Source organism: Kribbella sp. NPDC055071, from assembly GCF_053608045.1.
Genome location: NZ_JBSGUS010000037.1, coordinates 1 through 12,653 on the forward strand (window position 1 = coordinate 1; position 12,653 = coordinate 12,653).

At 66.8% G+C, this 12,653-nt stretch carries 13 protein-coding genes; 2 read left to right on the forward strand and 11 right to left on the reverse strand.

The window, feature by feature from the left end; translation table 11 throughout:
* Positions 1-72 precede the first annotated feature (72 nt).
* The 8 genes from ACWF4Z_RS35940 to ACWF4Z_RS35975 form a co-directional block, all read right to left on the reverse strand.
* Positions 73-834 carry a YebC/PmpR family DNA-binding transcriptional regulator gene (locus ACWF4Z_RS35940; RefSeq protein ID WP_452247688.1) on the reverse strand — a complete coding sequence of 254 codons (762 nt, stop codon included), beginning with the start codon at positions 832-834 and terminating at the stop codon, positions 73-75.
* A gap of 32 nt (positions 835-866) precedes the next feature.
* Positions 867-1,460: a pyridoxal 5'-phosphate synthase glutaminase subunit PdxT gene (pdxT, locus tag ACWF4Z_RS35945; protein ID WP_452247689.1), complete on the reverse strand. Its 594-nt coding sequence runs from the start codon at positions 1,458-1,460 to the stop codon at positions 867-869.
* Positions 1,457-2,026 carry a DUF6891 domain-containing protein gene (locus tag ACWF4Z_RS35950; protein ID WP_452247690.1) on the reverse strand — a complete coding sequence of 190 codons (570 nt, stop codon included), beginning with the start codon at positions 2,024-2,026 and terminating at the stop codon, positions 1,457-1,459. The genes pdxT and ACWF4Z_RS35950 overlap by 4 nt, the downstream gene beginning before the upstream one ends.
* Before the next feature lie 31 nt (positions 2,027-2,057).
* Positions 2,058-3,110, reverse strand: coding sequence for a GDSL-type esterase/lipase family protein (locus ACWF4Z_RS35955; RefSeq protein WP_452247691.1), 1,053 nt, complete (start codon positions 3,108-3,110; stop codon positions 2,058-2,060).
* Positions 3,111-3,237: 127 nt separating this feature from the next.
* Positions 3,238-4,146 (reverse strand): carbohydrate ABC transporter permease, encoded by a 909-nt coding sequence (locus tag ACWF4Z_RS35960; protein WP_452247692.1) that lies wholly within the window; start codon positions 4,144-4,146, stop codon positions 3,238-3,240.
* Positions 4,143-5,138: a carbohydrate ABC transporter permease gene (locus tag ACWF4Z_RS35965; RefSeq protein WP_452247693.1), complete on the reverse strand. Its 996-nt coding sequence runs from the start codon at positions 5,136-5,138 to the stop codon at positions 4,143-4,145. Before ACWF4Z_RS35965 ends, ACWF4Z_RS35960 begins: the two co-directional genes overlap by 4 nt.
* A gap of 2 nt (positions 5,139-5,140) precedes the next feature.
* Positions 5,141-6,553: an N-acetylglucosamine/diacetylchitobiose ABC transporter substrate-binding protein gene (gene ngcE, locus ACWF4Z_RS35970; RefSeq protein ID WP_452247694.1), complete on the reverse strand. Its 1,413-nt coding sequence runs from the start codon at positions 6,551-6,553 to the stop codon at positions 5,141-5,143.
* 468 nt (positions 6,554-7,021) lie between these two features.
* Positions 7,022-7,372 carry a hypothetical protein gene (locus ACWF4Z_RS35975; protein WP_452247695.1) on the reverse strand — a complete coding sequence of 117 codons (351 nt, stop codon included), beginning with the start codon at positions 7,370-7,372 and terminating at the stop codon, positions 7,022-7,024.
* A 235-nt stretch (positions 7,373-7,607) separates the two neighbouring features.
* Between ACWF4Z_RS35975 and ACWF4Z_RS35980 the strand changes: the two genes are divergently transcribed.
* On the forward strand, positions 7,608-7,853 hold the full coding sequence (locus ACWF4Z_RS35980) for a hypothetical protein (RefSeq protein WP_452247696.1): 246 nt from the start codon (positions 7,608-7,610) through the stop codon (positions 7,851-7,853).
* Positions 7,854-7,942: 89 nt separating this feature from the next.
* Here ACWF4Z_RS35980 and hrpB read toward each other — a convergent pair whose 3' ends face one another.
* The gene (hrpB, locus tag ACWF4Z_RS35985; protein ID WP_452247697.1) at positions 7,943-10,426 is read right to left on the reverse strand and encodes an ATP-dependent helicase HrpB; all 2,484 of its coding nucleotides are present in this window, start codon (positions 10,424-10,426) and stop codon (positions 7,943-7,945) included.
* 22 nt (positions 10,427-10,448) lie between these two features.
* Entirely contained in the window at positions 10,449-11,258 is an 810-nt protein-coding gene (locus ACWF4Z_RS35990; RefSeq protein WP_452247698.1) for a DUF6597 domain-containing transcriptional factor, read from the reverse strand.
* Positions 11,259-11,351: 93 nt separating this feature from the next.
* On the opposite strand from ACWF4Z_RS35990, the gene ACWF4Z_RS35995 reads away from it, so the two are divergent.
* On the forward strand, positions 11,352-12,164 hold the full coding sequence (locus ACWF4Z_RS35995; protein ID WP_452247699.1) for a class I SAM-dependent methyltransferase: 813 nt from the start codon (positions 11,352-11,354) through the stop codon (positions 12,162-12,164).
* Here the strand turns inward: ACWF4Z_RS35995 and ACWF4Z_RS36000 are convergent.
* A complete protein-coding gene (locus ACWF4Z_RS36000) occupies positions 12,137-12,634 on the reverse strand; it encodes a MarR family winged helix-turn-helix transcriptional regulator (RefSeq protein WP_452247700.1) in 498 nt (165 codons plus the stop codon). The two genes, ACWF4Z_RS35995 and ACWF4Z_RS36000, sit on opposite strands and share 28 nt — an antisense overlap.
* Between the last annotated feature and the right edge of the window lie 19 nt (positions 12,635-12,653).

Below are 12,653 nucleotides of genomic sequence, written 5' to 3' on the forward strand. Positions count from 1 at the left end.
GGTTTGGTATGCTCTAAAAACACCCCCGGCGCTTCCGCCCGCCGGGCTCAAGCGCCGGTTTTTCTTCGTCTTTTAACTGACGCTTTCCATGACCTCGTCGGAGACGTCGAAGTTGGCGTAGACGTTTTGGACGTCGTCGCTGTCTTCGAGGGCGTCGATGAGGCGGAAGATCTTGCCGGCGCCCTCGGCGTCGAGCTCGACCGTCATCGACGGGACGAAGGACGCGTCGGCCGACTCGTAGTCGATGCCGGCGCTCTGCAGTGCCGTCCGCGTGGCGACCAGGTCGGTGGCCTCGGTGATGACCTCCCACGACTCGCCGAGGTCGTTGATCTCGTCGGCGCCGGCCTCGAGGACGGCCTCCATCACGTCGTCCTCGGTGAACTTCTTGCCGTCCTGCTCCTTGGCCAGGACGATGACGCCCTTGCGGTTGAACAGGTAGGCGACGCTGTTCGGGTCGGCGAGCGACCCGCCGTTGCGCGTCATCGCCGTCCGAACGTCGGCCGCCGCGCGGTTGCGGTTGTCGGTCAGGCACTCGATCAGCATCGCGACGCCGTTCGGCCCGTAGCCCTCGTACGTGATCGACTGCCAGTCCGCGCCGCCCGCCTCGGCACCGGAGCCGCGCTTGACCGCGCGGTCGATGTTGTCGTTCGGGACCGAGGACTTCTTCGCCTTCTGGACCGCGTCGTACAGGGTCGGGTTGCCGGCGAGATCACCACCACCGGTGCGCGCGGCCACCTCGATGTTCTTGATCAGCTTCGCGAAGAGCTTGGCGCGCCTCGAGTCGATGACCGCTTTCTTGTGCTTGGTGGTGGCCCATTTGGAGTGGCCTGACATCGCGAACCCAACCCTTCTACCGCCGAACTGACTTAGTGGCCGCGCACCAGATCGGCGAAGTAGCCGTGCAGCCTCGCGTCCCCGGTCAGCTCCGGATGGAACGACGTGGCCAGCAACCGATCGTGGCGAACCGCGACGATCCTACCCGTGGCCGGGCCGGACCTCACCGTCGACAGCACCTCGACGTCCCGACCGACCCGCTCCACCCACGGTGCGCGGATGAACACGGCGTGGAACGGCGTATCCAGAGCGGCGAACTCCAGGTCCGCCTCGAACGAGTCTACCTGCCGCCCGAACGCGTTCCGCCGGACCGTCACGTCCAGTCCGCCGAGCGTCTCCTGACCCTCGATCCCGCCGGTGATCTGGTTCGCCAGCATGATCATCCCGGCGCAGGTACCGAACGTCGGCATCCCGTCCGCGATCCGCTTCTGCAACGGCTCGAACAGCTCGAACGAGCGCGCCAGCTTGTCCATCGTGGTCGACTCGCCACCTGGCAGGACCAGCCCGTCGACCAGCTCCAGCTCGGAGGGACGCCGTACCGGCCGGGCCTCGACACCGACCTCGGTCAGCATCGCCAGGTGCTCGCGCACGTTGCCCTGGAGCGCGAACACGCCGATCACGGTCATAGCGTCACCCGCTTCTGCCAGGTGAGCGTGACCTCGATCCGGCCCTCGTCGAAGACCGCCGGGAGGCCGCGCTCGTTCAGCAGGGTGAGCACGTCCTCCAGCAGTGGCTCGCCCGGTGCAACATTGGCGGTGTCGGGGTGCCAGATCTTCAGCTCGAGCATGCCGTAGTCCACTGCATGCCAGACGTCGGTGTCGGTGAAGAAGACCAGTCCCTTGGGGTCACTGGCCGCTTCGAGCGTCAGCCGGGCGTCATGGTGGTCGGACGTATAGCGGACGACCACCACCCCCAACTGCTCGAGCTCAGCCAGTACGGCGTCCAGCCGGTCCGGGTCTGTGGTCTCCGGCCACTCCTTGGCGTCCTCGTTGAGGTCCATCACGGCTTCACCCATGAGGAGTGGCACCACGGCGTTCGCGTCCATCGACGGCGCGTCCTCACGGACCGCCTCCGTGAGTGCGGACGTGATCGCCTCGGCGTCGGCGTACCCGGACCGCACCAGGACGCGAGCCAGACCGCGCAGCTCCCGGGCGGTCCGCTCGTCGACGGATTGCAGGCTGTTAGTGCTCACCGACCCAGCCTAGTCCAGGCCTGTCGTGGCCTCAGTGAGCGGCCAAATAGTCCTGGATTGCGGTCGCCAGCTTGACGGAGATCTTGTCCTGGGCAGCGATCGTCGGGTGCGTACCGTCGGTCGTCTCGGTCGCAACATTGATCCAGCCCGTGGTGTCGACGTACGTGACCTTGGCGTCGCCGGCAGCGTTCCGGAGGCCCACCGTTTCGGCGATCTCGGTCTTGTGGGCGGTGTTGAACGGCGACATCGCGAAGATCGTCGCCTCCGGGTAGTACGAGCGGATGTTCTCGAGGAAAGCCAGATAGGCAGGCTTGAAGTTCGGCGTCGTCGGCCCGGTCGACGGATCGTTCGTCCCAAGGTTGATCACCACGTAGTCGGGGACATACCGGGAGGTGTCCCACGCCGGGACGTTCGATTCACCGGGGACGTATTCCGACAGTTTGAGGTACCGGCTCGCCATCCCGCTCGAGTCCGGCGAGCCAGAGCCGGCCGCCGCCGCGATCCCACCGAACGCGACGGTGTTGTGCGAGAAGCCCAGCAATTCCGGCGTTTTGTACGTGAACGAACTCCCCAACGAGTTGACCAGACCCGTCCCGATGAACCCGACCGAGATCGAGTCCCCGATGAATTCCATGGATGGTCTTCTGACGGCAGGCCGGGTGCACGAGCCCTGGTCGAGCTCGAAGTACTGCACCTTCGGAAAGGACTGCTGGTACTCCGAATAGAACCGCACGGAGTGCCGGCCGCTGCTGAGGCCCGACGCGATCGGCACGGTCCCGTTCGCGGTGATGTTCCGCTGGGGCGGGCCACCGTCCACGCTGTAGAGAATCCGACACTGAGCCTCGAGCGCGACCGACAACGACGTACCGGTGAAATCGAACTCGAGCCCGCTTTGGAAGTATCCGTAGACGGATCCACTGGCTTGTTGCTGCCAGCGACCCAGGTACCGAATGTTCCGGTCGGTCGTCGGGACCACGACCGCCGCCGCCGCGGCCGCCGTGGCGAGGTTCGGCACCCCCAGCACGATCCCGATCGACGTTGCTGTGAGGAGTGTCCTTCGGCGGAGTTTCGCTTGTTCGCTCATACGACCGGACGCTAGCCACCGCAATCCCGGGAGTCCTTGGACCAGATTGCTCGATCACCGGACGATATTTCCTGGCGCGAGAACAATGTCCCGAGGCGATTGCCCCGGGACATTGCCGACGTACGAACTACTTCACGCCTCCGGCGGTGACGGAGACCTGCAGCTGACGCTGGAAGATGATGTAGACGACCAGAACGGGCGCCACCGTGATCACCACGGCCGCGAACAACGCACCGAAGTCGACCGCATAGCCGGCCTGCGACGCGAACGACGCCATGCCCTGCGAGAGCACGTAGTTGTCCGAGTTGGTGTTCAGGGCAACGGGGAGCAGGAACTGGTTCCACAAACCCAGGAAGTTGAAGATGGCGACCGAGGCCATCCCCGGACGCGCCATCGGCAGCATCACCGAGAAGAACGTGCGCCACTCCCCCGCACCGTCGATCTGCGCCGCCTCGTAGATCTCACCCGGCAGCGCCTTGAAGAAGCTGTGCAGGAAGAACACGGTGAACGGCAGCGCGAACGCGACGTACGTCATGATCAACCCGGGCAGGGTGTTGAGCAGCTCGATACCGGTGGCATCCCCGATGTTCTTCAGCACGAAGAACAGCGGCACGATCGCCAGGAAGACCGGAAACGTCAAGCCGGCCAGCATGGAGTAGTAGATCAGCCGGTTACCGGGGAACGAGAACCTGGCCAGCACGTACGCACACATGGCACCGAGGATCATCACCAGCACCAACGCGCACCCGACGACGATCACCGTGTTCAGGAAGTAGCGACCGATGCCGGCCGTCGTCCACGCGTTGACGTAGTTGCTGAACCGCAGCTTGCTCGGCAGCGACAGCGGGTTGCCCAGGACCTCCTGCGTGGACTTGAACGAGGACAGCACCGTCCAGACCAGCGGGAGGATCACCAGCAACGACCACAGAATCAGCGCGATGTGGGCGCCGGTGGCGACTCCCTTGCCCTCCCGGGCTCCCTTGCCGGGTGCTTGGGCCTCCGCGGGGAGGTCGACCCGCTCGGCAGTGGTTGTCATCGGCGTACCTTCACTTTTCTGTCACGTCCGCCGGTCAGGGCGTTGACCAGGAAGACCACGAGCGCGAACAGCAGCGTCACGCCGGCCAGCACCACGCCCATCGCGGTCGAGTAACCGAACTGCCCCTTGGCGAAGGCCGTGGTGAACAGTTGCTGGGGCATGACCAGCGTCGAGTTCTGCGGGCCACCACCGGGGTTCAACGCCTGCATGTAGACGAACGCGTCCAGCGCGGCGATGCCGAGATAGATGTACGCCGTTTGCACGTTGTCGCGGATCAGCGGCAACACGATGGACACCGCCGTACGGAAGCGCCCGGCGCCGTCGATGCGGGCCGCCTCGAAGACCTCGGGGTCGATGCCGCGGATGGCCGCGATGAACAGCACCATGTAGAAGCCGACGAAGCCCCAGACCATCACGAACATCGACACCGGCATCGCGGTCCGCGCGTCACCGAGCCAGGCATAGTTCGTGAACTGGTGGAACCCGATCTTCGACAGCACCGCGTCCACGACGCCCGAGCTCGGCGTGAACACCTGGGCCCAGATGAGGCCGATCACGATCGCGGGGATGACGTACGGGAAGAACGAGACGATCCGGTAGAAGCTCGAGTTGCGGAGCCCCCGGACGGTACCGGTGCCCGAGCCGCCGATCGTCACCAGCGTGGCCAGCGTCAGCGCGAGCACGATCGTCACGATCGGCACCACGATCGCCAGCTCCACGTTGTTGCGCACGGCCTTGAGGAAGATGTCGTCGTGGAACAGCTTGACGTAGTTGTCGAAGCCGACGAAGTTCATTCCCTTGCTGAACCCGGTCCAGTCCGTCAGCGAATACCACAGCGCCTGTACGAACGGCGAGATCACGAACACCACGAAGATCAGCAGCGGCAGGCCGAGAAACACGACCATGAAGCTGACCCGGTCGAAGGTCAGCGGCCGGCGGCGCCGGGGGGCGGGCCGCTGCGGCCCGCCCTCCGTCACGACATCCTGCGTCATGGTCACTTGGTGACCGGGATCTTCTTGACGGAGCTGTCGTTGCGCACCTTGTCGGTGATCTGCTGCAGGCCCTTGGCCAGGCCCGCGGCGTCCAGCTGGCCGGACAGGAACGAGTTCCAGACCACGAGCTGGTCGGTGTTCATGCCGTACAGGCCGAACACCTGGTAGTCGAAGATGTTGGTGCCGGCGGCATCCAACATCGCGGTCTGCGACTGCAGCGCGGTCGAACCGAAGCCGTCGGCGGGAACCAGGCCCTTGACGATCGTCGGCGCCAGCCGGGTCTTGGCGAAGTTGGTCGCCGCGTCCTTGGACAGCATGGCCCGCAGCAGTTCCTTGCCGCCGGCGACGTTCTTGCCCTTCGACGGGACGACGAACGGCTCACCGGCCGCGCTACGCAGCGACGCGTACGGCAGCTTCGGGCTCTCGGTGAGCGTCGGCTCCGGCACGCCCTTCATCTGGAAGTCGGCCTTGGTGGCCTTCTTCATCTCGTTCTCGATCCAGGAACCCGACGGGTACAGGATCGCCTGCTGGTCGTTGCTCCACTTCGCCTGGGCGGCGGTGAACTGCGTACCGGCGCCACCGGGGACGAAGTAGCCGTTCTTGACCATGGTCTCCAGGGCCTTGAAGATGCCCTGGAACTGCGGCATCGACCAGCAGTCGGCCTTGAGGTTCTCCAGCGCCAGCCGGACCTCGTCGCCACCCTCCTTGATGGCGCCGTCGACGGCCATCGTGTGGTAGTAGGTCGCGGCTTCCTTGCCCCAGACGAACAGGTACTTGCCCTTCGCCTTGGCCTTGGCGCCGAGGTCGAGCAGCGCGTCGTAGGTCTTCGGCGGCTCCCAGCCGTTCTCCTTGAACAGGCTGTCGGAGTACCACAGGCCGTAGAGGGTGAGGACGTAGTTCATCGCGACGAACTTGCCGTCGAACGTGCCCGGGTTCTTGGCGCCCGGGTACAGCGTGTCGGCGATCTTCGTGCCCTCGTAGTTGTTGGCCTCGAAGACGTCGTCCAGCGTCGCCAGCTGGTCCAGGATCGTGTTGAAGCCGATCTGGTTCGCGCCGGAGTTGTCGATCAGGTCCGGCGGGTTGCCGCCGACGAAGCGCGGCTGCAACTGCTGGGCGATCTGGGTGGACGGGGCGACCTTGAACGTCGAGCCCGCGAACTTCTTCTGCGCGATGTCGGCCGCGAACGACACGTAGTCGTATCCGTACCCACCGTTGAAGATGACCGCGTCGACGGTCGCCTTGTCCGCCATGCCGAACGGGTTGTCCGCGCTCTTCGTACCAGTCTGTCCGGAGTTGCCGCTGTCGCTGCCACTGCCCGCGCAGCTGGCGATCACGCCACTGAGGGGAAGCACCGCGGCCGCCGCCAGGCTCCCTTTCAGGAGACTCCGTCGCCCGATCTTGCTGGTCTCGCTCATTCGGTCCTGCCTCTTCTCACTAGATTCCCGACGGTGCTGATGACACCTGCCCCTTGTGGTGAGCCTCCCCCGCTCTGCAGCAAGCCGCTCGTCACGGCTCGTTGCCCACAGTCCAGCCGCACGATATTCGCAGCAGGGCGCACTCCGACGCACTGCTGCCGAGGTGATTACGCATTGTCTTTGCCAAAGTCGTTCGACGTCAAGCCTCGCGACGGCGAGTCCCCGACCCGACAACGGGCCGCCGACAGGCGTAAATCGACCTCCGCGCGCACGCCCCCACGCTCGCCGTCCTTCCCCACCACCGCGACCGACGCGCCGAATCCGATCCCATTTCGTGACCTCTAGGTGTCCGATACGACGCCTTCAGAGACACAAACAGACAAGTTCGAGCACTTTCACCGCACCCCAACACCTCGGTCCACCCACGAGATCCGGGGCGCTAGGGACGGGTCGGCTCCGGCACGGCCATCAACGACGCTGTACCGCGCCCCAGCCGGCTGCCGCTAGGGCCTCGCGGGCTCCGGGGTCGGTTGCCGTCACTTCGAGCCGGCAACTCGCGACCCAGCAGCGACGCTGAGCTGTGTCCGCGAGATGGCACAGCTCTTCGTAGTCGGCCGGATCGACCACGGCTTCGATCGCCAGCACCAGCCCGACGGACCCGGGTTCGCAGAGATCCAGGAGCAACTCGCGCACCGCGGCCGCCGCGGCCGCGCCGAAGGTGCCACCGATGACGACCCGGGCAACGCCGGCATCCATCGACCAGCTCACACCGTCGGGCGTGGACGAGTCGTCGTACGCGACACCATCGACAGCAAACATGAACCGAATCCTTCGTCAGGCAGTGCGAAACGACCCGCACACTTCCTGACGAGTAACCACCCGGTGCCCGCCGCAAGCGGAATCAAAACCTCGCGTGTCACAGCTCAACGACCCGTGAACCCGCAATTCTGACGAATTCCTGCCCGTCGGATTGACGGCGAATACTAAGGGTACCTGCCTCGGTACACAGCGTGACTATGTTGCGCACGGCAAACAACAGGTGGAGGCGGGTCTCATGAGAACCATCCGACGGATAACAGCAGTTGCCGGGCTGGTCGCGGCCGCGGCGAGCGGTGGTGCGACAGTTGCCGATGCACACGGCACATCAGCGATTCGGGTCCAGTCCGAGGGTGAGGTCGCGTGCGGTTACGACTACGACGCGTGCGTCACCCAGTGGTACGACTATGTGCTCGTCAAGAACTACATCGTCAGCAAGATCTACTACCGAGGCGGCGGCTACCACTTTTACTGGTGGAATTGATTCCTGCTGCGAAGCTCAGCTGGTGGTATTTCGTGAGGGCGCTGGGGTCTCCGGCGCTGGGACGCGTAAGGGTTGTCCTGGCTTCTGGTTCAGGAGCGAGGTTTGGGGCGTTTGGTGGGGGTGGCGGTGAGGGGGTCTTCTGGCCAGGGGTGGCGGGGGTAGCGGGCTCGGAGGTCGGCTCGGACTTGGGGGTAGCCCTGCCGCCAGAAGGAGGCGAGGTCGCTGGTGATCGCGACGGGGCGGCGTGCAGGCGACAGAAGGTGCAGAACGACGGGAACCCGACCGTCGGCGACGGTTGGAGTGGTGGTCCAGCCGAAGACCTCTTGGAGCTTGACTGCGAGGACCGGCGGCTCGGCGCCGTCGTACGTGAGACGCACCTCGGAGCCTGATGGGACCTTGAGCCGTTCGGGTGCGAGTTCGCCGAACCGGGCTGCGGCTGGCCACGGCAGGAGTCGCCGAAGGGCCGAGGTCACGTCGATGCGGGCAAGATCGCCTGCACGTCGTACCGAAGCGAGCTCCGTGCCGAGCCAGTCGTCGAGATGGGTCAGGAGTGCCTCGTCGTCGACCGCCGGCCACGGGGCTCCGAGGTGGGCATGGCAGAACGCGAGCCGCTGCCGCAAGGCGAGTGCGGCCTCGGACCAGCGCAGTACGGACAGACCGCTGCGCCGGATCCCGTCGCGTACGGCGGCTTGAACCAGCAACGGATCAGGCTTTGTGAGCGGTACGTCGGTCAGCACGATCGCACCGAATGTCTCGACGCGCCGCGTCACGATCCGGCCGTCGTCCCAACGGATCTGATCGGTGGTCGAGACGAGGTCGCCCGCGATGTCGCGCGCGGTCTGCTCATCGATCGGCGCCGCGGAACGGATCCGCGCGTCGGCGCGACCAGGCGCCCGATCAGCAACCGCGATCGCCAGCCACGGCGTCGTGCGCAACGGCGACTGAGGATCCAGCGCAGCGCCTGTACCACCAGACATCTGGTACGTCGCGGACTCGGCCGACCGGATCCGCGCAATCCGATCCGGATACGCCAACCCCACCACGATGCCCGCCGCAAGATCATCCGGTACGACGCTCGCCGGGCCGCCGGTCGTCGTACCGAGCCGCTTGGTTTCTTCTCGCCACCGTGCAGTGGCTGCGCGATCCTCGCCACGGCGAAGGGCTCGCCAGCGGGCCGGTAGATCGTCGCCGAAGTCGCGGCCGGAGTCGTCCGAGAGCAGCGCGACGACCTCACGGGCCCGGTCGGCGCCGACCCGCGGCGTACCGTCCAGCAGCGCACGGGCCAAGCGCGGATGCGCCCCGACCGCCGCCATCCGCCGTCCCCGCTCAGTGATCCGGCCGTTGTCGTCGACGGCATCGAGGCGGCGCAGCAGTTCGGTGGCCGCGGTCATCGCCACCGCCGGCGGCGCCTCGAGCAAAGTCAGACCGTCACCAGCCGGCGCACCCCACGCCGCGAGGTCGAGGGCGAACCCGGCCAGATCCGCGATCGCGATCTCCGGCGCGGGGTGATCGTCGAGATGCGCGTGGTCGGTGGCGGACCAGCACCGATAGACCCGGCCGGGCGCCTCCCGTCCGGCGCGACCCGCTCGCTGCTCGGCCGACGACTTCGAAACCCGGCAGGTGACCAACGTGCCGAGGCCGCGGGATTGATCGGTCCGCGGCTCCCGGGCGAGCCCGGAATCGACCACAACCCTGACCCCGGGCACGGTCAGCGAACTCTCCGCAACCGAGGTCGTGACCACGATCCGACGAGTGGCAGCCGGCATCAACGCGCGCTCTTGTTCAGCGCGGGATTGGCGGCCGAACAACGGCAGGACGTTCTCGCCGGCCAACCGACGGGTGACGCCGTTGATCTCGGCCTCCCCCGGGACGAACACGAGGATGTCGCCGTCGTTCTCGGTCAGTGCACGCCGGACGACGGCCGCGACATGATCCAGCAGGCGTGGGTCGACGCGCCCACCGGGAAGCAGCGGTACGGCGACCGGTGGTGGTGCCCACTCGATCGCGACGTCGAACAGCGCTGCGGAGGCCGTGATCACCTCCGCGCCGAGGACGCGGCTCAGGCTGACCGTGTCCGCCGTGGCCGAGGTCGCGACGATCGCCAGGTCCTCGCGAAGATTCGCCCGGATGTCGATGCAGAAGGCGAGCAAGAGGTCGGCATCGAGGTGCCGCTCATGACACTCGTCGATCACGATCGCGGTGACACCGGGCAACTCCGGGTTCTGCTGCAGACGCCGTACAAGGAGCCCTGTCGTCACCACCTCGACGCGGAGTCCTTTGCCACCACTGCGTTCGCCGCGCATCGCGTAGCCGATCCGCTGCCCGAGCGGTTCGCCGGCCAGCATCGCCAACCGGGTCGCGGCTGCCCGCGTCGCCATCCTGCGCGGCTCGGCGACGATGATCGTGCCGCCGAGGGCGTCGGCCAGCGCGAGTGGCAACAGCGAGGTCTTCCCCGATCCGGGTGGCGCGACGAGCACCGCCGTACCGCGCGAACGCACTGCGTCGACCGTGGCAGGCAGAACCGCCCGCACGGGCAGGTCCGCCCCGGGCATCGATGAGTCAGGCAGCAACACGCCTCGACGCTAGCCGACCTTGTCAGGTTGTCAGCTGGAGCACGGGAGCGAAGGAGGCGGAGTGGTCGTGGTTGTCGGCGCAGGTTTGGTGGGTTTCTGCGCAGAAGGTACCGGGTGAAACGCCGGTCAGGCGGAGGCATTCGCGGTTGAGGTGCGACTGGTCGGCGTACCCGGCGCGGACGGCCAAACGGCCCAGGGACGTGGGGTGGTGCTGGGCGATGGAGTACTGGACCAGGGCGAGAAAGCCTTGAAAACGAAGGATTCGGTGCAGGTCCTTGGGTGCGAGGCCGACCGCGGCGTGACAGCGGCGGCGGAACTGCGACTCGGAGATGTGGAGTGCGGCGGTCAGCGACGCGACATCGGCCGCCTGCCAAGGCATCAGGCCGCGGACCCCAGCCGAGATGAGTGGGTCGGGCGGAGCAGTCATCCACGTGCGCACGTGCCGCTGTACGGCGATCAACGCTGCCGATGCCGATGTCGCCGTACCGACGGCGTCGGCTAGCGCGTTGCCCCAGAGATCGGACGCATCGACGGTGAGCCCGGTCAGCTCCGAGGCGGGCACGTCCGAGACGGCCGGGAAGGCGCCTGGCACGAACCGCACTCCGACGACGGTTGTGCCGGGCTCGAGCACCTCGGCGAGCGCTTCGGTCCGTGGGCCTTGCAGGCGTGGCGTGTCGCCGAGCCGGCAGGTGAGCTCGACGGCGCCGTTCGGGATCTGGCGGTGCAGGTACGGCGAGGAATCCCGGCCGATCTCCTGGATCCAGACCGACGACACGACTGAGCGCAGTACGGGAAGGGGCCTCGCTTCCCGGTACGTCTGCTCCTCGCTCATGCCAGCCAGTATGCGCACCGGACCGGCATGGCGGCGAGCATCATGACCGTTTTGATCAAGATCCGGCCGCCGGGCTGTCCTTATCGTTTTGCCATGCCCAACACCAGCATCCAGGCGACGCTCTGGAGCAGCGATCCGCAAGCCTGGGCGGATGACGCGGAGGGTCGGATCCGCCCGCTCTACAAGGATGTGCTCGCCCGCCTGCACCTCGGTCCCGGTACTCGCCTGCTCGACGCCGGCTGCGGTGCGGGTCTGTTCGCCGAGCTGGCCGCCGGCACCGGGGCGGAGGTCACGGGACTGGACGCGGCCGCCGGCCTGGTCGAGTACGCGCGCCGCCACCGGCCGACGGTCAGGTACGTCGTCGACGACCTCCAGCGGATGCCATTCGAGGACGAGGCGTTCGACGTCGTGACCGCGTTCAATTCCGTCCTGTACGCCGCCGACCCGCACGGTGCCCTGGCCGAGATCGCCCGGGTGACCGCCCCCGGCGGCCGCTTGGTCGTGACCGTCGGCGCCGGGCCCGACCAGGCGGAGAGCGCAGCACTGATCAACCCGCTGGCGCGGTACGACGACGTCCCCGACCACGCCGGCTTCGACCTCGCCGACCCCGACACAGCCCGTCGGGCGTTGCTGGGCGCCGGCTTCACCGCTCCCCGGATCACCGACGTTGTCTTCGACGTCGAGTACGCCAACGAGCACGACGCGATCGCCGCCCAACTCCCGGCCGGACCAGTCGTCGCAGCGATCCGCCACTCCGGCCGTCTCGCTGTGGAAGCCACGTTGCGATCATTCTTCGCACCCCGAACCAGACCCAACGGATCGATCCAGATCAACATGGTCTTCCGCTGCTACTTCTGCGAGAGAGAGTTACCCGCTGCTCAGAGGCTGTCTGACGGGTTGAGCTGAGCAACCCTTCGGGTGTTGCGGAGTAGGACCTCGGTGGTGGTCGCGACCCAGTCGGAGATGACCGCCAACTCGGCCGGGGTGTACTTGGCGGCGGCCTCGGTCATGTCGGCCACGAAAGGCCCGAACGCCGCGGCAGTCAACTGTGCCCGCCGTTCGTTCGGGACGAGCTCGATCAGCACCTTGCGCCGGTCGTGCGGGTCGCGGGTCCGGCGGGCGTATCCGGCCTTCTCCAACCGATCAGCGAGGCCGGTGACCGCGCCGGTGGTGAGCCCGGTGTGCTCGGCGATCGCCCCAGCGGTGACCGGCCCCAACCGGTCCAGCACATCGAGGCACTTGCGCTCGACAGAACTCAGTCCCAGCAGGCGCCCGACTGTCTCGTGAAACACCACGATCGCCGTGGCGAACTCGCGACCCAACAGCGATCCGGGCGGCGCCGCCGGCTGGTCGGCGGGTGCGTCTGCTTGCGACATGCCCGCATTCTATCTTAGA

Bases quoted from the DNA above. Each gene is read 5' to 3' on its own strand.
- ACWF4Z_RS35965 (WP_452247693.1), bottom strand. From the start codon at position 5,138: ATGACGCAGGATGTCGTGACGGAGGGCGGGCCGCAGCGGCCCGCCCCC.
- ngcE (WP_452247694.1), bottom strand. From the start codon at position 6,553: ATGAGCGAGACCAGCAAGATCGGGCGACGGAGTCTCCTGAAAGGGAGC.
- ACWF4Z_RS36000 (WP_452247700.1), bottom strand. From the start codon at position 12,634: ATGTCGCAAGCAGACGCACCCGCCGACCAGCCGGCGGCGCCGCCCGGA.
- ACWF4Z_RS35995 (WP_452247699.1), top strand. From the start codon at position 11,352: ATGCCCAACACCAGCATCCAGGCGACGCTCTGGAGCAGCGATCCGCAA.
- ACWF4Z_RS35940 (WP_452247688.1), bottom strand. From the start codon at position 834: ATGTCAGGCCACTCCAAATGGGCCACCACCAAGCACAAGAAAGCGGTC.
- ACWF4Z_RS35980 (WP_452247696.1), top strand. From the start codon at position 7,608: ATGAGAACCATCCGACGGATAACAGCAGTTGCCGGGCTGGTCGCGGCC.
- pdxT (WP_452247689.1), bottom strand. From the start codon at position 1,460: ATGACCGTGATCGGCGTGTTCGCGCTCCAGGGCAACGTGCGCGAGCAC.
- ACWF4Z_RS35975 (WP_452247695.1), bottom strand. From the start codon at position 7,372: ATGTTTGCTGTCGATGGTGTCGCGTACGACGACTCGTCCACGCCCGAC.
- ACWF4Z_RS35955 (WP_452247691.1), bottom strand. From the start codon at position 3,110: ATGAGCGAACAAGCGAAACTCCGCCGAAGGACACTCCTCACAGCAACG.
- ACWF4Z_RS35990 (WP_452247698.1), bottom strand. From the start codon at position 11,258: ATGAGCGAGGAGCAGACGTACCGGGAAGCGAGGCCCCTTCCCGTACTG.
- ACWF4Z_RS35960 (WP_452247692.1), bottom strand. From the start codon at position 4,146: ATGACAACCACTGCCGAGCGGGTCGACCTCCCCGCGGAGGCCCAAGCA.